Origin of the sequence: Streptococcus mitis (genome assembly GCF_002096815.1) — a bacterium.
Lineage (GTDB): Bacteria > Bacillota > Bacilli > Lactobacillales > Streptococcaceae > Streptococcus > Streptococcus mitis_AD.
This window is the reverse complement of sequence record NZ_NCVJ01000016.1, coordinates 75,333-98,876: the sequence shown is the minus strand read 5'-3', so window position 1 is coordinate 98,876 and position 23,544 is coordinate 75,333. Positions and strand designations below refer to the sequence as shown.

Genomic DNA, 23,544 nt, shown 5'->3' with positions numbered 1-23,544 from the left:
TCCTTTAAAAAGGGTCGAAGTCCGAGAACTCTAATCACCTTACAGTGACGGTTCTGGCTTCTACCCTCTCTTTCATTTTTATAGCAAATGCGCTTCGCGCTTATCAAAACTTTCCTTAGCAAGGTCAACCAAACGCTCGATTAAGTCTGGATAGCTGATTCCCATATTATCCCAAAGCAGTGGATACATAGACCATTGGGTGAATCCAGGCATAGTATTAAGCTCATTTAGGAAAATCTCGCCCTTATCTGTATAGAAGAAATCGCAACGAGATAGACCTAGTCCACCAATCGCACGGAAGGCTGTTTCTGCATTATGACGCATGACAGCTACCACATCATCACTGATTTTGGCAGGAATATCCATGGTAATCTTATTATCAATATACTTGGCATCGTAGTCATAAAAGGCAACATCCTTGACCACTTCTCCTGGCAACGTACTCTTGACATCGTAGTTGCCCAAGAGACCAACCTCGATTTCACGGGCATTCACCCCTTGCTCAACCAAGACACGGCTGTCATATTGGAAGGCAAGTTTCAAAGCTTGACGGAGTTCTTCTTGATTTTCAGACTTAGAAATACCGACACTTGAACCCATGTTTGACGGTTTTGTGAAGACTGGATAAATCAATTTTTCTTCAACTTCAGCGATTTTAGAAGTCACATCATCGCCTTCAACGATAGCCACATAAGGAACTTGAGCAATACCAGCAGATTCCAAAACACGCTTGGTCGTGATTTTATCCATGGCAAGACTAGATGACAATATGTTACAACCAACATAAGGCATTTTCAAAACTTCGAGGAAGCCTTGAACAGAGCCATCTTCTCCCATCGGACCGTGAAGGACTGGAAAGACCACTGCTCCCTCTTCGTATATAGCACTTGGTGAAAATTGCTTATCCCAATCAATGGTTTCATTGGTCATGAGACGGTCTTCTTGACCTGGAGTCTGGCTAAATTCTTGCGTTTTAATAAAGTCACCTGACTGGCTGATGAAGAAAGTCTTGACTGTGAAACGGTCGTAGTTGACCGCACGCATCACACTTTCAGCTGAAAGGACAGAGACTTCACGCTCTGCACTACGTCCACCGTATAAAAGAATAATCGTTTGTTTCATATTATTGGTTCCAATTCTAATAGAATACTCGTTCTTTAGTATATCATATTTGCTTCTTTTTTGAAACTTGAACCTGATACTGGTCTTCAATAAATCTAAAAAGAGACCGATAAAACAACTGTCGGTCTCCGTGATTTTTGTATAAATGAATTGAGTGTGTTAATTTGTCTACACTTACAACTCTGTTCGATTTTCAATGGCTCGTAAGAGTGTAACCTCATCCGCATACTCAATGTCCGCTCCCACAGCGAGGCCACGTGCCAGGCGCGTAACCTTGATGCCAGCTGGTTTGAGCAAACGTGAAAGATACATGGAAGTTGCTTCTCCATCTGCTGTAGCATTGGTTGCTACGATTACCTCTGAAACTTCACTCTCCATAAGACGAGTCATGAGGCTCTTGAGATTGATATCATCTGGACTGATACCATTCATGGGAGATATGAGTCCATGTAAGACATGATAAAGTCCATGGTATTCTTGAATATTCTCCATAGCCGCCACATCGCGACTATCCTCGAGAACTAAAATGGTTGTCTGGTCACGACTTGGATCGGTACAGATAGAGCAAGGATCATCATCAGTCAAACGACCACAGATGGAGCAATAGGTCAGCTCTCTCTTAGCAGAAAGGAGGTTTTTGGCAAATTCATTGACATCGTCATCAGACATTCCAATGGTATAAAAGGCCAGACGTGTAGCCGTCTTGATCCCGATACCCGGCAACTTGGAATAACTGTCAATTAGTTTGGCAATAGGTGTTGGATAAAGCATAAGTTCCTTTCTAATTCATTGGATGATGTTGGTTATAGAGGTTGATAATGTCGCGCGCAATGGAAGGTCCGACACCATTTGTAAGATTGGTGTTATGCGGGAAGACAACAGCTACAGCGATTTGTGGATTATCGGATGGAGCATAGGCCACGGCATTGGTATTGGTTGCTTGCTGACCATCTGCTACATAACTTTCGGCTGTACCCGTTTTTCCGCTAATAGATACAGCTGCACCATTTGAAAAGGCACGGCCAGTTGTCAATCCACTAGTCCCATGGGCAACCTGATAAAAACCTTGTTGCAAAATACTCATATCGGAGGCGGATATATTGACCTTATTCATCTCTGACGGTTGCAGTTGTTGAATCAGGTCGCCCAATCCTCCTTTATCATTATTGCCATAAATTCCCTCAACAATACGGGGAGCCATACGGACACCATCATTTGCAATAGTTGCTACATACTGAGCTAATTGCATTGGGGTATAGTTATCAAACTGACCAAATGAATTTGTAATATAATTAGCAAGATCATAATCTTTAGGAATAAAGCCGGTGGATTCATCTGGTAAATCAATACCTGTAGATGATCCTAAACCATACTCACCAAAGGTTGAACGTAATTTCCCCATAGCCGAGTCTAAATTTCCAATTCCTGCAATCATATTCGGTTGATAAGTCAATCCCATAATCCCTAAAGCTGTTTGGACCATATAAGTATTAGATGAATACTCCAAAGCTTGAACTGCCGTAATCGGCATTGGCCCAGAAAAGGCAGTATACCACGAATTGATAGGGGGTGAACCTTGGAAGACAATAGACTGATCCGTCAAGGTCTGGTTCCCTGATAAGACTCCATTCTCCCAACCGGAACTGATGGTTGCAGCCTTAACGACCGAACCTGGTACAAAGACATTGGTTACCGTTCCCAAAGAATCAGGCGTCAACTCTCCCGTTTTCAGATCATGTTTAATTCCTGACATGGATAAAACTGCACCTGTTTTGGGGTTCAAAGCAACTGCATAGACACCTTCAGAATACTTAGCTCCTCCATTTCCTAGTTCGGAAGTGAAATAACTCTTAAGAAGATTGTCCACGCTATCTTGGAAGGCCAAATCGATGGTCAGTTTGATATTGTTCCCTTTGGTACCATCTTCAATATTTTCGACACTTTCCATATTGCCATACTTATCTAGATGAATTTCCTTCACCGAGCGTTTACCTTGCAAGGTTTCTTCATATTGTTTCTCTAGATAAGAGGTACCAACCCGATCATTTAGAGAATAGCCCTTTTTAATATAAGCATCAGCTTCTTCAGCTGGGAGACCAGCTTTTTCACCGGATACACTTCCCACTATAGAAGAGAGAGAAGTCTCTAGAACCTTTCGATCCCACGTGGTTGAAATACTGATACCAGGTAAATTCTTAGAAGCCGAAGCAATCAAGGCAATCTGTGTATCTGTCAAGGAATCTGTCGCAATGGCTCCTGTCTCAAAGTTTCCAACAGCATTTAACTGGCTAAAAAGATAGATTTCTTTCTTATCATCCTCTGTATAGTTTAATTGACTCGTTTGGACACTATCGACCGCATTGTTATAGAGTTCTGATTCGGATAGACGATTGCCATCTGAATCAAGACGTTTCTCACGTGGTAAGCTTTCCACTACTTTCTTATAGACATCTTGATCTGCTAGATAATAGTCCGCCAACTGTCGGTCAGTCAATGTTGGAGAAGTAACTCCTACATAGGCTAACAGCTTCTTAGCTGTTTCTTTTAAATCTGCAGCCGTCATTTTGTTGTTTCGAGTAAAGGAAACAACTTGTTTCACAGTATTTTCAACTAAGGGCTTGCCACTGGCATCATAAATTTCACCTCGAGCTGAACTAGTAGTCACCTTTGTTTTACTAGCCGATGCTAGTTTTGTCTCATAAAAATCCTTGTTCAAAACCTGCATATAAAGCAGGCGACCAATAATGGTCATAAAGAGTAAAATGATGATTGAAAACAATAAATTAAGCCGAATCGGAATCGAATGGCTGTTAAATTTCCTCATACAAATCAGTCTCATTTCTATTTAAAATCTTACTCTTCATTGTACCATAATTTAAGAAGAAATTTTGGAAAAGAAGGGAGCTTTTCCCATTTTACAGGAAAATACGATTTTATTTATCCATCCCTACATTATATGATATAATAAGTGTAAAAGTTCGATGACTCAGTCTTTTTCCAATATGACTCATTTAAAGGAGCCTTCCCTATGGACAAACCAGATATAGCAACCCTCATTGATTCTCACTTCGAAGAAATGACAGACCTAGAGCAAGAAATCGCTCGCTATTTTTTGCAAGCTGAAACCATTGCAGATGATTTATCTTCTCAGCAGGTCACTCAAAAATTACATATCTCTCAAGCTGCTCTGACCCGCTTTTCTAAAAAATGTGGTTTTACAGGCTATCGAGAATTTATTTTCCAATACCTGCACCAAGCAAAGAAACAGGACACTCATTCTCACAAACATAGTCCTTTAACCAATCGAGTTCTTAGAAGCTATAGTAATATGCGGGAACAAACACAGGGCTTGATTGACGAAGAACAACTGGAACGAATCGCCCAGTTAATCGAAGATGCTGATCGTGTCTACTTCTTCGGAACAGGGAGTTCTGGCCTCGTAGCTCGTGAAATGAAATTACGCTTTATGCGTCTAGGTGTGGTCTGCGAGGCTTTGACCGATCAAGATGGTTTTGCTTGGACAACCAGTATTATGGATGAGAATTGTCTCGTACTCGGTTTCTCACTTTCTGGCTCAACTCCTTCTATTTTAGATAGTCTATTAGACGCGAAAGAGATGGGGGCACAGACTGTACTTTTTACAAGTGTTCCCAATAAAGATAGTCAGGCCTATACAGAGACTGTTCTTGTAGCCACACACAGCCAGTCATCCTACATCCAACGAATATCCGCTCAACTCCCTATGCTCTTCTTTATCGATTTGATTTATGCCTACTTTTTGGAAATCAATCGTGAAAGCAAGGAGAAAATCTTTAATAGCTATTGGGAAAATAAAAAACTCAATGGCTATCGTAGACAAAAACGTGTAAGAAAATCCTAGTTTGGTCTAGCCAAACTAGGATTGTTTTGTCTTAATACTCTTCGAAAATCAAATTCAAACCACGTCAACTTCGCCTTGTCGTACTCAAGTACTGCCTACGGCTAACTTCCTAGTTTGCTCTTTGATTTTCATTGATTATAAAATGATAATAAGCACCCAACATACCTGCTGTATTTTGATGATGGGCAAATTCTAATCGTGTTTTTTCAGCTAGACTTGGCACCAAGGCTTCTTTCAAGGCTGTACGGATTTTGGGTTTGAGGATAGCCTCTTGTCCCATGATACCGCCACCGAGAATGACTACTTCTGGATTGGCCACATAGCAAATATTTGCCAGACCTTTTCCTAGATAGTCTACCATGCGGTCAATACCAGCCATGCAAATCTTATTTCCTTCGGTAGCTTCCTTAAAGATACGTCGGCCATTCCACTGGTCAACTGGATCTCCATGACCTGCTGCTACATACTCTACCAAGGCTGTCGTAGAAGCCAAATCTTGGAACGCTCCATCCTGCATATGCATATAACCAACTTCACAGGCTGAATTGCTAAATCCATGGAAGACTTTCCCATCCATAATCAAACAACCACCGATACCGGTTCCAATAGTCAAGCAAAGTGTCACACTCGCTCCCTTGCCTGAACCAGATACTGCCTCAGCCAGACCTGCACAGTTAACGTCATTCTCAATTTCACAAGGAATCGCAAAGCTAGTCTCGATTTCCTTTTTGAACTGGGTGCCTGCGTAGTTAGGGATTTGAGGCCCAGCATAGAAAATCTCACCCTTATCAGGATCCACCATCCCAGCAGAAGAAATAGCAACACCTACTACTGGGCCTTGTTCTAAATAGCTGGCTACGATATCTTTGGTCTTTTGTAAGATATGAGGTCCACCTTTATGCGCCTCTGTTGGCATTTCATGCGATTCAACAAGTTGGCCTTCTTGGTCGATCAAACCATATTTGATATTTGTTCCACCGATATCAATTGCAACGTAGTGTGTCATAAATACCTCCTTATGGATTAGAGGAAGCGCTCCTTGGTTTCACGAATCAAGGCTGCAGCTGCTTCTACAACTGAACGATCTTCTTCAGTCACTGGTGTCAATGGTGAACGAACAGAGCCAATGTTCAGTCCTTCATTGATCTTCAAGACTTCCTTAATCACACCATACATATTTCCATGTGCAGAAGTGAGTTTACCAATGATTGCATTGATAGCGTATTGCAATTCACGCGCTGTTTCTAGGTCTTTATCCGCAATCAATTGGTTGAGTTTCAAGAAGAGTTCTGGCATCGCACCATAAGTACCACCGATACCAGCTTTAGCACCCATGAGGCGACCACCTAGAAACTGTTCATCTGGACCGTTAAAGACGATATGGTCTTCCCCACCAAGACTCACAAAGGTTTGGATATCTTGAACTGGCATAGAAGAGTTCTTAACACCGATAACACGAGGATTTTTCAACATTTCAGTATAAAGGCTTGGAGTCAAAGCAACCCCTGCCAATTGAGGAATGTTATAAATCACGTAATCTGTATTTGGAGCTGCAGAACTGATATCGTTCCAGTATTTAGCAACCGAGTATTCTGGCAAGCGGAAGTAAATCGGCGGAATAGTCGCAATGGCATCTACACCCAAGCTTTCTGCGTGGCGAGCAAGTTCCATACTGTCTTTGGTATTGTTGCAAGCAACGTGAGCAATGATGGTCAGTTTACCTTTGGCAACTGCCATGACTTCTTCCAAAATCAACTTGCGGTCTTCAACGCTTTGGTAGATACATTCACCAGAAGAACCATTAACATAGAGGCCTTGAACACCTTTATCAATGAAATATTGAACCAAGGCACGCGTACGCTCTGGACTTACTTCTCCTTGATCATCATAACATGCGTAAAAGGCTGGAATGACACCTTCGTATTTTTTTAAATCTGACATAGATTTTCTCCTAAATTTTCTTTTTTTCTGCTAAGAGCAGGTTTTATTCTTTACGTGTTTAGTATACACCTTGTGAAAAACGCTTTCAATATCTTGTGTACACTTAGATTTTAGTTTCGATATGAATTTTGAAATATTTATGGCTTGAAAGTAGTTTCAGAAACAAACCATCCTATTGGTATTTTGCGAAAATTTTCTCCATCAATCCAGTCTGGATAAAGACCAAGAGCCCAAACCCAAAAAGCAGGAAGGCTGAGCCACCTAAAAGCAAACTGAAGGCGGACAGATAAAGAACCATCACAATGAGAAAGAGAATGGCTAACATAAGGAAGAACCAAGGAAAGTTAAAACTTGCCAAGATAAGTCCTTTTTGTAAGACTTCTTTCCAAGTCAAATCATAGCGTGCAGCGATAGGATAGCTAGCCAACATCACGATAGTGAGGAAGATAAGAATACCTAGACAAATAGCTTTTACCATTTGGAAAGGCATAGCTGTCTGACCCCAGAAGAGATAGAGGTCTAGAAGGCTTAATGAGACGACACCCAACTCAAGCAGACCTAACTGAAGACCTAGTTTCAGATTTTCCTTGAAAGCTCTTAGATAGATTTTAAAGACAGGTACACGTCTACTCTTCTTAATCTCAAACATAGTCTCGTAGAGGCTAATTTTAGCTACTCCAATCGTCACGATGGGCAAACAAGTGATGACAAAAAGAAGATTGGCTGTCACGATATCCAAGACTTTCTCACTAAAACGCATGAGAAAGTTATCTGTATCAAATGCTGCCTTGATAAGGCTTACTCCTTTTTGTGCCATATTTGCTCCTTTAATCAATCAAAATTTTAAAGAGATATTTGCGAACCTTCTCTTCCATACCTGCATAGCCATTTGGCTGATGTGGTTCTCCTGGGAAGAAAATCGCAAAATTGTGATAACCCAACAAGAGTGGGTAGTGTTCGTGACAATGAAGAAAGCCAATGTCACTCGCTTCGTCAAATGCTACTGCTTCATCTTTGATACGTGAACCGTAGCTAGAATATTCATGTCCTTCTACCAGCAAATGCAAATCTGCATAGTTCTGATGATGCTCAAATTGATCATTTTCAGCTCGATTGAGGACATTTTCCTGAACAACTAGAAAGACTTTATCTCCGTCAATCTCATACTTACCTAGTTCAAATGAATCTTTACGATGCTGATAGAGATAGTCGATAGCCTTGTCTAGATTGGGATGAATTCCTTTGTAAAAGGTGATGTTTTTCAAATCGTCAAAAATCATACTGTTTCCTTCGTTTCTGATAGTTAACTAAAATCATTCTTAAGTTGATAAGTGTCTAACAAAACTTCATAAAGTAACTGCATACCCTCCATTTTGTAGACACTTATAACTCTGTATTCTCTTATACTCAATGAAAATTGAAAAACAAACTAGGAAGCTAACCGCAGGCAATACTTAAGTATGGCAAGGTGACGCTGACGTAGTTTGAATTCAATTTTCGCAGAGTATTAACCTTTGACCGCTCCCATAGTAATACCCTGAGTAAAGGATTTTTGGAAGACTAGGAAGACTGTTACGATTGGCACAGCAGCAAGAGCTGCACCTGCCATGATCAAACCATAGTTGGTTGCCATTTCGGCCTGCATGGTTGCAACCCCGAGTGAGATAGTCAAGTTTTGACGTGAAGTCAACATAACCAACTGCATGAAGTAGTCGTTCCAAGTATTGATGAAAGTGAAGATTGCAAGGGCTGCAAATCCTGGTTTCACAATTGGGAAGGCTACGCTCCAGAAAGTACGAATCTCACCACAACCGTCGATTTTAGCTGATTCAAGCAATTCTGTTGGGATGTTTTCACTGAATTGTTTCATGAGGAAGACACCGAATGGCCATCCAATCAAAGGCAAGATAACTGCCCAAAGAGTGTCATGGATTCCCATGAAGTTGACGATACGTACCAATGGCACAAGGACAACTTGTTTTGGAAGCGCCATGGCAGCGATAAAGATGGCAAATAGAATACGTTGACCATAGAAACGTTTTTTAGCCAATACATAACCTGCTAGAGAAGAGGTCGCACAGACTAAGAACATGGTTACTAGCGAGATAAATACAGAGTTCCACATCCATTGCATAGCAGGGTTTTGCACCATGAGTTGTTGGAAGTTCTCCATGGTTGGCATTTTAGGGAACCATTGTGGCGGAATCATAATGGTATCAGGTTGTGATTTGAAGGCCCCTGTCAAAATCCAGTAGAAAGGAAAGATGAACAGCACGGTCAACAAGAGCAAGATAATAGTTGAAATAACAGTGAAAGCTGTTAAAGGTTTCTTTTGTGTAGATTGCATAGCTGTCTCCTTTCTTTAGTATTCTACGTCGTTTCCAAGTACTTTAAATTGAACAAAGCTTACGATAGCGATCATGACTGCCAAGAAGACACCGATGGTGTTGGCATAGCCGTATTCTGTCAATTGGAAGGCTTTTTCGTAAAGGTAGTACATCAGTGTACTTGTTGAGTAGTTTGGACCACCTGAAGTCAAAAGCTGAATCAAGGCGAAACACTGGAATGAGTTGATTGTTGTAATGATTGCGATATAAAGTGTTGTTGGAAGGAGGCTAGGCCATTTAATCTTCCAGAACACTTGCAATTCAGTCGCACCATCAACACGCGCTGCTTCTACCAATGAATTGTCAATATTTCCCATGGCAGCGATATAAAGGATAATCGGCTGACCAACAGATGTAGTCAAAAGGATAATCATAATCGCCATCAAAGCCCAGTTTTTATCTCCCAACCAAGAAATGTTTTGGCTGATGATGTGGCTTGACTTAAGGACAAAGTTTAAAATTCCTGATAGTGGGTCATAGATCCATTTCCATACAACTGTTACGGCAACACTACCTGTTACAACAGGAAGGAAGAAGACGAAACGGTAGAAGGATCTGGCAATCGCATTTTGATGATATGTCTGAGATGCTACAAAGAGTGAGAATAGAACAACAACTGGTACAGATCCAATAACCAGAATCACGGTATTGATCAAAGACTTCATAAAGACAGGGTCTTTAAACATGCGAATGTAGTTGTCCAAGCCCACAAACTCAAATTTAGTCATTGAGTAGTTAAAGAAACTTGTAATGAATCCCATAATCATAGGAGCCAAGACAAAGATGACAAAGAAGAATAATACTGGTGCTAGGAAAGCGTAGGAAATCACTGTTTCCCGCATACGAATTTTATTGACTTTCACAGTCGGCACCTCTCTTTCACAAATAAAATATTTTGGATTTTCTTGAACTGTTTTAAAATCAAAATGAAATTTTTTAAGATTAGCTTATGTAAGAACTTCATTTTAATTTCGTGACAGTTCCTACCATTTCAAACAAAATCCTCCCTTTTCTTACATAGACTATGCACAGGGAAAAGGGAGGAGTCAATCTGATTTAGTGCTTATTGTTTTGTAGCTTTTTTAATTGTTTCGTTAGCTTTTTCAGTGAAGGCTTTCAAAGCATCCGCTGGTTTTTCGTCACCATTTGATACAGATTGCAACATTGGGAACCAAAGTGTTCTCATTTCAGCAAAACCATTAATAGTGTTGTAGTATGGTGAGTAGTATTTAGTCCAACCACTGATTGTTTCCATACGTTTGTCTTCATAAAGTTTGCCAAATGAAGTACGAACTGGGAAGGCACCTGTACGAACAACGTCTTTTGGACCCCATTCTTTGTCATCCGCGATGAATTGAACGAATTTCTTAGATGCTGCAACTTTCTTGTCGTCTTTATTGTTGAATACTGCAAATCCGTTTACAAGGTATTCAAGAGCTGGTTTACCTGAATCTGATGGGAATGGTACTTCTACCACTTCTACTTTACTTGCTTCCAAGAGTTTAGCTTGGATACCATTTTGAGCTGGTGCCCAAAGGATTGTGTAAGATGTTTGACCGTTGGCAAAGTTTTGGATATCTGCTCCACCGTCAAATTGTGAACCGTTGTTCAACAAACCGTCTTTGATCCAGCTAGCTGCTTTTTCAAGACCTTTGACGAATTTAGGATCATCAGTTGTATATTTTGTTACATCTTTATCTGTTACAGAAGCTCCATAAAGGTTTGCAATGAAGGCACGTGTTCCTTGGTCTCCCCCTTGACCAGAACTGAACAATGAACCTGGTGTGTAGCCTTTATCTTTAAGTGCTTTCAAAACCTTTTCAAAGTCATCAGTTGTCCAACCTTCTTTTACAAGGTTTGCAACTCCAGCTTCTTCCAACATTTTCTTGTTCATAGCCATGTAGAATGGAGCTGAACTGATTGGATACATGTAAGCTTTATCTCCAGCTTTACTTGCTTGTACGATATTTTCGTTGTTAACATCTTTGACGAATTCGTCTGTGAAGAGGTCGTTCAACTCAGCCAATTTACCGTTTTTACCGTATTGGATGATACGTCCTGGTGCGTCAAACAGTACATCTGGAGCTGTTCCTGCTTCGATAGCTGTTGTGATTTTTTCAGGACCTGACTTGAAGTCGATGGTTTCCAATTTCACTTTTACATCTGGATTTGCTTTTTCAAACGCTTCGATGATTGATTTTTCATATGTTCCAACACCGTCACCAGTTTTTTCTTGAGTGAAGACTGGAAATGCCCACCAAGTGATTTCTGTTTTTCCGCTATCGCTACCTGATTTCCCAGCATCTTTACTTCCGCCAGAATTACCACATGCAGCAAGGCCAAGAACCACAGCACCCGCAAGTACTGTACAAGCTAGTTTTCTAAATTTCATTTGTATTCTCCTAATTGATAAGCGTATCCATATTGGATAATGAGTAAGATTGAACTTGTATACGTTTTCATTTTATCCGACGCATCCACCACTCTCCTCTTTTTTGAGATTGTGTTATTTAAGACCAGCAACGAAGCGTTCTGTAATCTCTTTTGGTCTAGTAATAGCGCCACCAACAACGATGCCTCGCACTCCATATCCAAGGATTTGTTTGGCTTGTTCTGGTGTATGAATTTTCCCTTCTGCAATGACATCTACACCAGCATCACAGAGTTTTTTGATTAATTCAAAATCGGGACCATCCACTTTAGGACTGTAAGATGTGTATCCTGATAAGGTTGTTCCGACAAAGTCAATTCCTGCTTCAACGGCTGCCAATCCTTCCTCGAAAGTACTTGTATCAGCCATCAAGAGCTGGTTAGGATATTTTTCCTTAACCTGGCGAATGAACTCTTGAATCTCCAAACCATCATAGCGTTCACGCTTGGTACAATCCAGAGCAATGACCTCTATATCAAGTTCTGCCAATTCATCAACTTCTTTCATAGTAGCAGTGATGAAGGGTTCTTGCGGTGGATAATCTCGTTTTATTATCCCAATGATTGGAAGGTTTGTAACCTCCTTGATTTCCTTGATATCGCGAACACTATTTGCTCGGATACCGACTGCTCCACCTTGCTCAGCCGCTTTGACCAGCAAGGGAATGACTCCTCCCGCTTCTGTATAGAGCGGTTCGTGAGGAAGGGCCTGACAAGAAACGATGATTCCATCTTTGATTTGTGCAATCAAGGCTTCTTTAGTAATCTGTGGCATCCTCTTTCCTCCTTTTCTTTGTTCTTATGAGTTCATTATATATTATTTTTAAAGCGCTTTCAATACTTTGTAGTAGAATAGATTTTAGTTTCAAAAGTATTTTATAGAACAGCTGTTTCTGAAAGTAGTTTCAGCACTGTCTTATTTTCAATTCGCTCAGTATATAAAATGATAAAAAGAGATAGCCATCTTTCAAATGGGCCATCTCTTTTATCATTAACGATGAGCAAAATTCATTTTATTCAAGACCTAATCTAGTCCTCTTTTCGTTTCTTCCCAAATGTCAAAACAGATAAGAGACCTGCCACTAATCCTAGAGAAATAAAGGTTGTATTTTCTTTGCTTCCAGTATTTGGAAGCTCATTTTGTTTAGCCGCTGGTGCTTGATAAGTAGCACCTTGTCCAAGAGATAACTTCTTAGCTGGACGTTCGTTTGCAGCTGCTAAGACTGGTTTGGTTTCTCCCTTGTACTCTGGCACTTCATGGATTGCTGCCTCAGCTCCATTGACACCTCCTTTATACTCAGGAAGAGCATTTGAAGCTGCCAAGACAAAGTTAGCACCACCTCTATATTCCGGAACCTCATTTGAAGCTGCTAGAACTGAATTTACACCCCCTTTGAATTCCGGTTTTTCTACTGTTGGTGCTGGCTCTTCTCCCACTGTTGCTAAGGGACCTGTGTATTCAGGAATTTCTGTTACAAGAGCTTCTACTCCATTCACTCCACCTGTAAACTCCGGTTTTTCTACTGTTGGTGCTGATTCTTCTCCCACTGTTGCCAATGGACCTGTATATTCAGGAGCTTCTTCAGTTACTGCAGCCTCAACGCCATTAACTCCACCTGTAAATTCTGGTTTTTCTACTGTTGGTGCTTCTTCTCCTGCTGTCGCTAATGGGCCTTTGTATTCAGGAGCTTCTTCAGTTACTGCTCCTTCTTCACCATTAACGCCACCCGTAAATTCTGGAACTTCATTTGTCGCAGCTTCGCTTCCATTTACACCATGAGTAATTTTAGAACCAACTACTGAAACAGGCAAATTATGCATACTTTCGATAGCTCCTTCTGCTAAGCCTTTAACTTTTTGACCAATATCCTCTGGATCTACTGTAAACAATAGAGTCTTCGTATCATACTGCGTCATAAAAGTAGCTGTTTTACCATTGGCAAGTTGTAAAGTTGGTGCTTGATTGACCAATACTTCTGAATCAAATTCCATGGCAATAATGCCTTGCCCCATATGAACTGCATGTGTAACTTTTGCTTCGGTTGGAGAAACCATATCCTTGCTTAAGAAATCCCAATTAAATTTCTTATAAGACAAGGTATATTCGTTTTGGTTGTTATCTGCATGCTCATAAAGCAATCCATATTCGCTATTCCCGAGATCTTGAATAGAATTGTAGGCAAACTTACCACTTTGAATAGGATTATGCTTAAGCCAAGTCAGCTCTCCATTTTCTTCGACACGGGCTAAGTGTACCAAACCGTTGAAACGTCCTGGTCCACCTGCATTACTAAGAACAATATACTCTTTTCCATCATGCATCGTATGAATAGCAGCCAATTGAACATAAACATCCTTGACATCCGCATAACGTTTTATATCATTTTCCCAAGTTACTCCACCATCTTTACTAGTAGCAACTTGAAGGTCCCCTGTCAAGCCACGCATGAAGAGCTTGAGATCTCCATTATTTAATTGTACAACAGAGGACTCGGTATTTTGAGCATAATAATTACTCATGGTACTTGAGTCAATCACAGTGCCATCAGTCAACGTACGATGGTCGTTCACACCACCTCCCATATGCCAAGTCTTACCATGGTCATCTGAGTAGATAACCCGAGATGATTGAGAACCGTTTAAGTGGTTGGTCTGATTAGTTGTATAAGTAGGTACAATGATTCGACCTTTATGAGGTCCGGTATGAAGAGTAATTCCTGTTCCAGGCCCAACCCCTAAGAATTTCATCCAATCAGCTTTTACCATTGGGGTAATATCTTGAGGTGCTGACCAAGTCTTACCATCATCATCACTGTAAGACATCCATAGATAAGAATCCTTAGCAACTCTAAATGGAGACGTTTTATTGCTTGTGAAATAAATATTTCCTAATAGTTGATTCCCTTGATACAAATCACCCTTATCGCTATAAGCTGGTTTAACTGGGTTTACAACAACACGATAATCGGTTGCTTTCCCATCTGGAGTATAAACTGTGCCATTTTCGCGTATTGTATAGGAACCTTCTTCGCCTTCTTTGTAGAGAATTTGGTAAGTTTTGCCATCGATTTGTTTATAGGCTTCTTCTCTTTGAGCAGCCATTCCAAAGATTCCTTTCCCTTCTGGGAACATATCATAGATAGAAAAAATTCGTTTTGTTGCAGGATCTTGAACCAAAACCATATCGATGTTCACTGGTGAACCGATTGATGGATCAGAGGCTTTTGGATTGTCTCGTAAATTTGTAATAGTTACTCGGTCGCTCCATGTCTTCCCCTTATCCTCACTTCGTCTAACGACCATGCCGATATCACCCCAGTCACTTGAATGAAGACGGCGTTCATCTGCACCAGCAATCAGAGTGCCTTTATCTGTCTTAAGAAGAGCAGGAATACGATAACTCTTGATGCCATCTTTATTTGGTTGGTTATGCATACCACTCTCAAAGACATCTTGTTTTTCAGTAAGTTTAGCTCCCTCAGGTAGCTTTTGCTCCAAATCAGATCTTTCAAATAATTGGCTACGTTTTTGAACTTCATCAGGAGTCAGTACTCGGTCATAGACACTTAAATTACGAACCTGTAGATTTGCTCCCCAAACTGAATTTCCTGCCCGATTTGTTGCACCAATTTGAGCATGTGTAATATCTGGCATATCCTTGATAAATTTACCAGACTTCAAGCTAGTACGCGATAAAACACCGTTTACATAGAGTCTAACTTTTCCTTCTGGATTGTCTGCATTTGGTCTTTCTACAGTAAAGGTAACCGAATTCCACTGCCCAGGCTTAATTTTCAATGGAGCATCCGTATATTTATCATAAAATTGTGCTCCATTTGCATCACGCCCCTCAATTAATGCTGTATTATTGAGAACAGCCATTGTGAAGTACTCATCTTTTTTCTTATCACTAGACACTGAGAATAGATTATAAAATGCTGGAGCTTTGGCATCTGGCTTGAATTCCATATGAATGGTCGCATTTTGAAGTTTCTTCAATGTATCTAATTCACTGGCTAGGTCTACACGCTGACCATTTTCCGAATTTGTTTCAACATCTTCTTTTTCTACTACTGGAGTTGCATTTGCGATGTCTCTAGCATAATAATCTCGAGGAAGTACTCCCTCTTCTTCTTTATTTTGCTCCTTGTTACTTGCTTCTGTAGTTGCAGAATCTGTTTCTGGTTTATCAGCAGGAGCTGGTGTATTGTCAGCTGCAGGTGTATTTGTTGGAGTGGTTGTCTCTGCTTCAGCAGTCTCATTTTTCTTCAACTTATCCTGGTCAACTTCCACACCATTATCTTTCGCTGTTGCCAATTTTCCAGCTAATTCACTATCTAAATTTGCAAGACTTCCTGAAGAAGCTTCTTTTGGTAATTCTGATAAACCTTGATTATTATTTTCAGCAGCGGTTACAGTTGAGTTTCCTTGTTCATTTGCCAATACAGGGTTTACTCCAAACACCACTGCACCAATGGTTACAGAGGCTACACCCACTGCAAATTTACGAATACCATATCTTTGTTTTCTGTCAAAATTCTTCTGATTCATCTTTCTACCTTTCAATATCACCAAAAAATAAAGCGCTTTCTTTTTGTTTTAAAATTTTTACTCCCCACCATAGGAAAACACAAGAAAGTAATTAATAAACGAGAGTTCCTCTCCTTCTCTCTTTCAATATTTAGCTAGCTGCAGTCCAAATAGTAGCTCTTTCACTCCTTTCCTAGAGACTTTTTCTTTATTATACAATAAAGTCATAGGTTTATCTCGAGCTTGCGATAGAATAGATTTTACTTTCAGTAATATTTTAATATTTTAATATTTTTAAAAGTACTTTCAATATTTATAACAAAAAGAGAGCTACTGGGCTCTCTCATTCATCACTTTATATATTTAAAAGAAATCTCACTACCACATAGCCAGTTGTAGACTTGGTCATTGAGAAAGACATTCATGGCTTCGTGAGCATACTCAGGCATGATGCGATAGGCTTTATCGCAGGTCAGACGGTTGTAAATCGCAAACTGGGTAATAGGATAGCAAACATCATCGTCCAAGCCCGTAATCATCTTAACCTCACCCTTGATACGATGGGCAATATTTTTCACATCGATATAGGCAAGGGTCGCCATGATTTCCTCCTCAGTTTCATGGAAGGGGTCGTGAAACTTGAAATAACGGAAAAGTTCGTCGTAAGCTTCGCTAGTATTGCCAATCTCAAGCACTCGTCTGAAGTCTGATAAGAAAGGATAGATTGCAACAGTTTTCTTAATTCGAGGATTGAGAGCTGCTGCAACTAGAGCTAGAGCCCCTCCCTGTGAGGCACCATAGCTAGAAAGGCGCTTCTCATCCACCTCAGGCAGACTAGCAATAATTTCAACCAACTGGTAAATATCCAGATAAACATCCTTATAAAAGAGGTGATCCCGACCTTCCACAGCACCACGGATAATATGCCCCTTAACCGTATTTCCTAGAGGAGAACGCAAACCATCTTGTGAGTAACCCGACTGCCCCCGCACATCCATGGAAACAACACCATAACCAGCCACAGTATAGGCTAGCATGTCAGCCCAGTCCAAGCCACGCCCCATATAACCATGGAAATGGAAGATTATCGGAACCTTCTCATCACTCTTTGGAAGAACGACGCGTGCATAGACCTTGCCTTCCTTGCTTCCTTCAAAAGTGAGCTCATAGCACTTGACTTGAGAAATATGGAAATCTCTTTCCTCCAACTGGTAGGCTGGAAGAGTGGAAACTTTTTTCACTTCCTCATCCCAGAAATCATCAAAGTCTTCTGGAACCTCATCCCGTCCTTTATAAGTCTTGATGTCTTCTAACAAAGCTGGATTTTTCATAGCATGCTCCTTCATTTTTGTAATCGCTACCACAACTGTAGCATATCTAGAAAAGCATTGCAAGAAAGAAGAGTAAATAGAAAGAGATTTTAGATTTTCTCCCTCAAACCTATCGACTGAAAGTAGTTTTAGAAATGAAAAAAGAGCATTTTCGCTCTTTCTTCTTCTGCTCAATCTTAATTTTTTGCTTCCTTCTTTTGGACAGTAGTTTGGTAATTTACTTTAATCGTTACGGTCATGTGAGAGTCCTCGTTTCTTTTTGATGACTCTAGTATAAGGGGCTAACCTGAAAGCTAGCTTAAGTTTTCTTTAGAGAAAGCTTAATCTAGATGTTCTTTCTTTTCCAAATGAAGGGCAATCATGCGCCACTCTGGATCCTCTTGCCAGCCTTCTATAGAACTAATGTAGCTAGCAACCTTTCTGGCTTCTTCTAAAATCGGAAAATCTTCGATAATATCAGCCACTTGAAATTCTGGAAGTCCTGACTGTCTAGTTCCAAAAATCTCACCAGAACCACGCATTTTCAAATCTTCCTCCGCAAGGACAAATCCATTGGTCGTTTCTGTCATGATGCGCATGCGGTCTTTCCCAGAATCCGTCTTGGGATTGGCAACGAGAACTGCATAAGACTGCTTATCTCCCCGACCAACACGACCTCTGAGCTGGTGAAGTTGGCTGAGCCCGAACCGATCGGCATCCATGATAATCATAACGGTCGCATTGGGAACATTGACCCCAACCTCGATAACCGTCGTCGAAACCAGAATATCCGTTTTTCTCTCTTTGAACTCCTGCATAATCTGGTCTTTTTCGTCACTCTTCATCTTACCATGTAGAAGAGCCACCTCTGCCTTACCAGCAAAATGAGCCGTCAATTCCTCTGATAAGGCAATGGCATTTTTCAAATCCAGAGCTTCTGATTCTTCAATCAAAGGAGAGATAACATAGGCTTGTGAACCTTTTTTAATTTCCCCCTCTAACCAAGTCAAGACCTGAGGTAATTGCTCATGTTTGATCCAGCGTGTCACAATAGGTTTCCGTCCTGCTGGCATCTGGTCGATAATGGAAACATCCATATCGCCAAAGGCTGTGATAGCCAGCGTCCGTGGAATAGGAGTCGCTGTCATCATGAGAACATCTGGATTGTCGCCTTTTTCCCTTAGAATACGCCTTTGCCCCACACCAAAACGGTGCTGCTCATCGATGATAATCAAACCCAGGCGATTATAATCCACCCCATCCTGAATCAGAGCGTGGGTTCCGATAATCAAATCAGCATCACCCTTGGCAATAGTCTCCAAGACTTCTCTCTTTTCTGCAGCTTTCAAGGAACCTGTCAAAAGAGCCAGTTTCAAGTCTGGAAAAAGGTTCTGTAAACTCTCAAAATGTTGCTCTGCGAGAATTTCTGTTGGTACCATGAGGGCTGATTGGTAGCCAGCTGTCACTGCCGCAAACATAGCCAAACCAGCGACTACCGTTTTTCCGCTCCCCACATCTCCTTGTAGGAGACGATTCATGTGGTGATTGGACTTCATGTCGGTCAAAATTTCCTGCAAACTCTTTTCCTGAGCTGGGGTCAGGGCAAAAGGAAGGCTTTCTTTGACAGCTGTCACTTTTTCCTGAGACCAATCCAGAACCAGACCGCTTCCCTGAACTCTATTTTCAGACTTGAGCATCTGCAATTGCATTTGGAAGTAAAAAAGTTCCTCAAACTTGATACGGCGAAGGGCCTGCTTGTATTCTGCCAAATCCTTTGGAAAATGCATAGCTCGGACTGCCTGACAACGGGACATGAGTTTGTATTTGTCCAGCAAAGACTGGGGAAGATTTTCCTCAATCAAGAGATCCAGTCCCTGATCAAAAGCCGTCTTGATGACCTTGACCAGACTGGCCTGACTGATTCCCTGAGCCAAGCGATAAACAGGCTGGAGGTCATCTTCCACCTGAGCCAGGACCTTCATTCCAGTCAGACTAGCCTTTGCACGGTCCCATTTTCCAAAGACAGCAAGGGTTGCTCCCAACTCTATTTTATCAGCCAGATAGGGCTGGTTAAAGAAATTCACTGCGAAAACGACTTCTCCCTGCTTGAGGCTAAAACGCAAGCGATTGCGCTTGAAACCATAATACTGAACACTGGCAGGAGTCACGACTTGACCAGAAAGAACCGCCTTCTCACCGTCTTCTAGCTCCAGCACCTGCTTGGTTTTAAAGTCTTCGTAACGGAAAGGAAAGTAGAGCAAGAGGTCTTGCAAGTTTTCAATTCCTAGTTTGGCGTATTTTTCTGCTGACTTTGGTCCCACACCAGGTAAGACATGCAAGGGTTGATGTAGATTCATGCTCCACTCCTTTCTTTTCTAATAATATTCTCTCGGAATGCGATCGCTGAGGAGACAAACGACCTCGTAGTTAATAGTCCCACGGTAGGTCGCTACCTGAGTAGCTGTAATTTCCTTGTCCCCGTTAGAACCAATTAAGGTTACCTTTGTTCCTAAGGGATAAAGCTTAGGTAGACGAATGGTAATTTGGTCCATAGAAACCCGCCCGACTATTGGGCAAGCTTGGCCATCTACCAAGACAGAGAAATTCTGCATATCTCGTGTCCAACCATCCGCATAGCCGATTGGCACAGTCGCGATGACTTGCTCGCTATCTGCCTGATAGGTAGCTCCGTAGCCCATACAAGCTCCAGTTGAAACTGTCTTGACATGGACCAGAGCAGACTCCAAGGTCAAGGCTGGAATCAAGTCATAGGGTAAGTCCAAAACCTCTCCGCTAGGGTTAAGACCATACATAGCATCTCCCATACGGACCGCATTGAAAATAGTCTCTGCATGCCAAAGAGTCGTTGCAGAATTGCTAGCATGAACCAAGTCTGGAAGACCTTTCATACTTTCCAAAATAGTTTTAAACCGTTCTAACTGGGCATTAAAGTAGTCATCTGATTCCTCGTCAGCAGTAGCAAAGTGGGTAAATATTCCTTCAACACGAGCACCGTGTTGTTGGAGCAAGTCTTGAGCCTGCCCAGCTTCACTAGCCTCTCGAAAACCAATTCGTCCCATTCCTGAGTCAATCTTGAGATGGACTGTTAAACCTGCTAGGTTTTCCTCACTAGATAAGAGTGCTTGAATCCACTCCAGTCCAGCCACAGTCAAGGTGATGTCGTATTCTTTAGCTAGAGCAACAGCTTCGATGTCAGAAACTCCTAAAATGAGGATTTTCTTGCTGAGTCCAGCCTGTCTGAGTTCAATAGCCTCATCAATATTGGAAACGCAAAAACCATCTACATCATCTTGAATAGCCGTCGCAACGGCAACAGCTCCATGACCATAGGCATTGGCCTTGACCACAGCCCACTTGAGCGTTCCTTCAGGGATATGAGCCCCCATTTGCTGAATATTTTGTCGAATAGCTCCCAGATGAATCAGAGCCTTGGTTGGTCTATGTGGACTAGCTTTCATGATTTTCCTCCAAAATGACACTGGCTGTCACAAACTGATCTGTATGGCTGATAGACAGCCAAATCTTCCCTAAAAATGGTGCCTGACTAAAATAAGGCGCCCCGCGTTCATTGTTCAAGACTTCCAAATCCTGAAAACCGAGCTTGCCAATGCCCGTTCCCATCGCCTTGGAAAAGGCCTCCTTAGCCGACCAGCGACCTGCCAAATATTCGATTTGCCTGCGCCCTTTAAGACTGTTAAACCGTTCCATTTCATTAGCGGTCAGCACGCGCTTAGCAAATCCTTCATGTCGTGTAACTGCGCGTTCTATCGAAGCCAATTCTTCGATATCAATTCCGTGTCCAACTATCATTCTCATCAAAAGGAGTTGAGATTCCCCAACTCCATCCTTTTCACTTATTTTGTCAAGGTAGCATAAATCTCTTCTACCAAGGCCTCTGTATTTTCCCAACCCAAGCAAGGATCCGTAATAGAGCAACCAAAGACCTCTGGTTGGTTTTGACGACCATCTGCTAGGTAAGATTCAATCATAAATCCTCTAACCGTCTTTTTGATTTTCTCATTCCAATCACGATTTTGCAAGGTCTGACGAACAATTCGAATCTGCTCCATATATTGCTTTCCTGAGTTATCATGGTTGGTATCGATGAGGATAAAGGGATTTTCAAGTCCCATGGCTTCATAGCGTTCAATGGCATTTAGCAAGGTTTCATAGTAAAAGTTAGGCTCATTTTTCCCATACTCATTGACTGCACCACGAAGGATGACGTGAGCCAAGGGATTTCCTGAAGTCTCAACTTCTTGCCCATGGAAAAGGAAGGTCTGTTTATTTTGAGCGGCATAGATGCCATTAAACATAACACCAAGATTTCCAGAGGTTGGATTTTTCATTCCGACTGGTGCATCAATTCCTGAAGCCACAAAGCGGTGCTCTTGGTCTTCCACAGAACGAGCCCCAACAGCATGGTAGCTGACCAAATCATCTACCAATACCAGATTTGACGGATAAAGCATCTCATCTGCCGTTGTCAAACCAGTCTCTGTAATCACACGATAGTGCAACTGGCGCACAGCCTGCAAGCCATTGATCAGACTTGGAGCCTTAGAAGTATCCGGTTGGTGAACCAAACCTTTATAGCCGTCTCCGTTAGTGCGAGGTTTAGCTGTATAAACACGCATAACCATGAAAATCTTGTCCGCCACCTTCTTTTGCAAAGCGGATAAACGGCGGGCATATTCCAAGACAGCCTCTTCATTATCAGAAGAGCAAGGACCAATCACCAAAAGGATCCGGTCATCTTCTCCTGAAATGATGTCTGCCAATTCTCTATCACGACGCTCCTTTAGTCGCAAGGCTTCCGCAGACAATTGGGTTTCTGCCTTGATTGCTTCAATATCGATTTCTTGACCTTTTTCAATAAATGCCATCTTATTCTCCTAGCGTTTGGTAAATTTCTCTGACAAGGACTTCCGTGTTTTCCCAGCCAAGGCAAGGGTCCGTGATAGACTTGCCAAATACTTCCGGTTCGTTCTGACGGCCGTCTTCTAGATAAGACTCAATCATAAAGCCACGAACGTACTGCTTGATTTTTTCATTCCAATCACGGTTAATCAAGGTCTGGCGGACAATTCGAATCTGATCCATATATTGCTTACCAGAATTGTCATGATTGGTGTCCACAATGATAAAAGGATTTTCCAAGCCCATTTTCTCATATTGAGCAATAGTATCCATCAAATTATCATAGTAGTAGTTAGGAATATTCTTACCATATTCATTGATTGCTCCACGAAGAATGGCGTGCGAAAGCGGGTTCCCAGTTGTTTCCACTTCTTTTCCTAGGAAAAGGAAACTTTGTTTGTTTTGAGCAGCATAAATCCCATTAAACATAACATTGAGATTTCCAGATGTCGGATTTTTAAAACCAGTTGCGAAATCTGCCCCACTTGCCACAAAGCGGTGTTGCTGGTCTTCAACTGAACGGGCACCAACCGCCATGTAAGAAATCAAATCATCTACAAGCGGAAGATTTTCAGGATAAAGCATTTCATCAGCTGTTGTCATACCTGTTTCTGTGATAACACGATAATGAAGATGGCGAACGGCTTTGATTCCATTGATAAGACTAGGCGCTTCTGTCACATTAGGCTGGTGAATCAAGCCCTTATAGCCATCTCCGTTGGTACGAGGTTTGGCAGTATAAACACGCATAACCATAAAGATACGATCTGCCACTTCTTCTTGCAAAGCTGCCAAACGCTTAGCGTACTCAAGAACAGCTTCTTCATTGTCAGATGAGCATGGCCCGATTACCAAGAGAATCCGCTGGTCTTCTCCACGTATAATGGCTTCTAGCTCTTTATCGCGCTGTGATTTTCTCTCCAAAGCTTGGCCTTCTAATTTTGACAAGGCACGAACTTCTTCAATATTAATTTTAGGACTTTTTGCTGTAAATACCATAACT

Annotated in this window: 19 protein-coding genes; 1 reads left to right on the top strand and 18 read right to left on the bottom strand. The window is 41.5% G+C overall.

Translation table 11 applies throughout. The features are described from left to right. Window positions 1–78: 78 nt before the first annotated feature. The 3 genes from B7696_RS01565 to pbp2b all read right to left on the bottom strand — a co-directional run bounded on the left by B7696_RS01565 (window position 79) and on the right by pbp2b (window position 3,961). A complete protein-coding gene (locus B7696_RS01565) occupies window positions 79–1,122 on the bottom strand; it encodes a D-alanine--D-alanine ligase (protein WP_084861767.1) in 1,044 nt (347 codons plus the stop codon). Between the two features lie 174 nt (window positions 1,123–1,296). Beyond that, window positions 1,297–1,893: a recombination mediator RecR gene (gene recR / locus B7696_RS01560; RefSeq protein WP_049487334.1), complete on the bottom strand. Its 597-nt coding sequence runs from the start codon at window positions 1,891–1,893 to the stop codon at window positions 1,297–1,299. Between the two features lie 10 nt (window positions 1,894–1,903). After that, the gene (pbp2b, locus tag B7696_RS01555; protein ID WP_084861765.1) at window positions 1,904–3,961 is read right to left on the bottom strand and encodes a penicillin-binding protein PBP2B; all 2,058 of its coding nucleotides are present in this window, start codon (window positions 3,959–3,961) and stop codon (window positions 1,904–1,906) included. A 189-nt stretch (window positions 3,962–4,150) separates the two neighbouring features. On the opposite strand from pbp2b, the gene B7696_RS01550 reads away from it, so the two are divergent. Next, window positions 4,151–5,002 carry a MurR/RpiR family transcriptional regulator gene (locus B7696_RS01550; protein WP_049487332.1) on the top strand — a complete coding sequence of 284 codons (852 nt, stop codon included), beginning with the start codon at window positions 4,151–4,153 and terminating at the stop codon, window positions 5,000–5,002. Window positions 5,003–5,111: 109 nt separating this feature from the next. Here B7696_RS01550 and B7696_RS01545 read toward each other — a convergent pair whose 3' ends face one another. From B7696_RS01545 to B7696_RS01475, 15 genes are all read right to left on the bottom strand, one after another. Continuing rightward, window positions 5,112–6,008 (bottom strand): ROK family protein, encoded by an 897-nt coding sequence (locus B7696_RS01545; protein WP_084861763.1) that lies wholly within the window; start codon window positions 6,006–6,008, stop codon window positions 5,112–5,114. Between the two features lie 17 nt (window positions 6,009–6,025). Next, window positions 6,026–6,943, bottom strand: a complete 918-nt coding sequence (locus B7696_RS01540) for a dihydrodipicolinate synthase family protein (RefSeq protein ID WP_084861761.1) — start codon at window positions 6,941–6,943, stop codon at window positions 6,026–6,028. A gap of 172 nt (window positions 6,944–7,115) precedes the next feature. After that, window positions 7,116–7,760 carry a YesL family protein gene (locus B7696_RS01535; protein ID WP_084861759.1) on the bottom strand — a complete coding sequence of 215 codons (645 nt, stop codon included), beginning with the start codon at window positions 7,758–7,760 and terminating at the stop codon, window positions 7,116–7,118. Window positions 7,761–7,770: 10 nt separating this feature from the next. After that, window positions 7,771–8,223, bottom strand: coding sequence for a NanQ anomerase/TabA/YiaL family protein (locus B7696_RS01530; RefSeq protein WP_084861757.1), 453 nt, complete (start codon window positions 8,221–8,223; stop codon window positions 7,771–7,773). A gap of 227 nt (window positions 8,224–8,450) precedes the next feature. Continuing rightward, window positions 8,451–9,290 (bottom strand): carbohydrate ABC transporter permease, encoded by an 840-nt coding sequence (locus B7696_RS01525; RefSeq protein ID WP_020901679.1) that lies wholly within the window; start codon window positions 9,288–9,290, stop codon window positions 8,451–8,453. A 15-nt stretch (window positions 9,291–9,305) separates the two neighbouring features. After that, entirely contained in the window at window positions 9,306–10,172 is an 867-nt protein-coding gene (locus tag B7696_RS01520; protein ID WP_161683542.1) for a carbohydrate ABC transporter permease, read from the bottom strand. A gap of 221 nt (window positions 10,173–10,393) precedes the next feature. Next, the gene (locus B7696_RS01515; protein WP_084861755.1) at window positions 10,394–11,722 is read right to left on the bottom strand and encodes an ABC transporter substrate-binding protein; all 1,329 of its coding nucleotides are present in this window, start codon (window positions 11,720–11,722) and stop codon (window positions 10,394–10,396) included. 114 nt (window positions 11,723–11,836) lie between these two features. Continuing rightward, window positions 11,837–12,535 (bottom strand): N-acetylmannosamine-6-phosphate 2-epimerase, encoded by a 699-nt coding sequence (locus B7696_RS01510; protein ID WP_001135679.1) that lies wholly within the window; start codon window positions 12,533–12,535, stop codon window positions 11,837–11,839. Window positions 12,536–12,789: 254 nt separating this feature from the next. After that, window positions 12,790–16,311, bottom strand: coding sequence for an SIALI-17 repeat-containing surface protein (locus B7696_RS01505; RefSeq protein WP_084861753.1), 3,522 nt, complete (start codon window positions 16,309–16,311; stop codon window positions 12,790–12,792). Between the two features lie 329 nt (window positions 16,312–16,640). Further along, the gene (locus B7696_RS01500) at window positions 16,641–17,621 is read right to left on the bottom strand and encodes an acetylxylan esterase (RefSeq protein WP_084861751.1); all 981 of its coding nucleotides are present in this window, start codon (window positions 17,619–17,621) and stop codon (window positions 16,641–16,643) included. A 320-nt stretch (window positions 17,622–17,941) separates the two neighbouring features. Next, window positions 17,942–19,957 (bottom strand): ATP-dependent DNA helicase RecG, encoded by a 2,016-nt coding sequence (gene recG, locus B7696_RS01495; RefSeq protein ID WP_084861749.1) that lies wholly within the window; start codon window positions 19,955–19,957, stop codon window positions 17,942–17,944. Between the two features lie 18 nt (window positions 19,958–19,975). Beyond that, complete coding sequence (gene alr, locus B7696_RS01490; RefSeq protein ID WP_084861747.1) at window positions 19,976–21,079, bottom strand: alanine racemase; 1,104 nt, start codon at window positions 21,077–21,079, stop codon at window positions 19,976–19,978. Continuing rightward, the gene (gene acpS, locus B7696_RS01485; RefSeq protein ID WP_084861745.1) at window positions 21,069–21,431 is read right to left on the bottom strand and encodes a holo-ACP synthase; all 363 of its coding nucleotides are present in this window, start codon (window positions 21,429–21,431) and stop codon (window positions 21,069–21,071) included. Before acpS ends, alr begins: the two co-directional genes overlap by 11 nt. 44 nt (window positions 21,432–21,475) lie before the next feature. Beyond that, window positions 21,476–22,507 carry a 3-deoxy-7-phosphoheptulonate synthase gene (locus tag B7696_RS01480; RefSeq protein ID WP_000864041.1) on the bottom strand — a complete coding sequence of 344 codons (1,032 nt, stop codon included), beginning with the start codon at window positions 22,505–22,507 and terminating at the stop codon, window positions 21,476–21,478. Between the two features lies 1 nt (window position 22,508). After that, window positions 22,509–23,540, bottom strand: a complete 1,032-nt coding sequence (locus B7696_RS01475) for a 3-deoxy-7-phosphoheptulonate synthase (protein ID WP_084861744.1) — start codon at window positions 23,538–23,540, stop codon at window positions 22,509–22,511. Window positions 23,541–23,544: the final 4 nt, after the last annotated feature.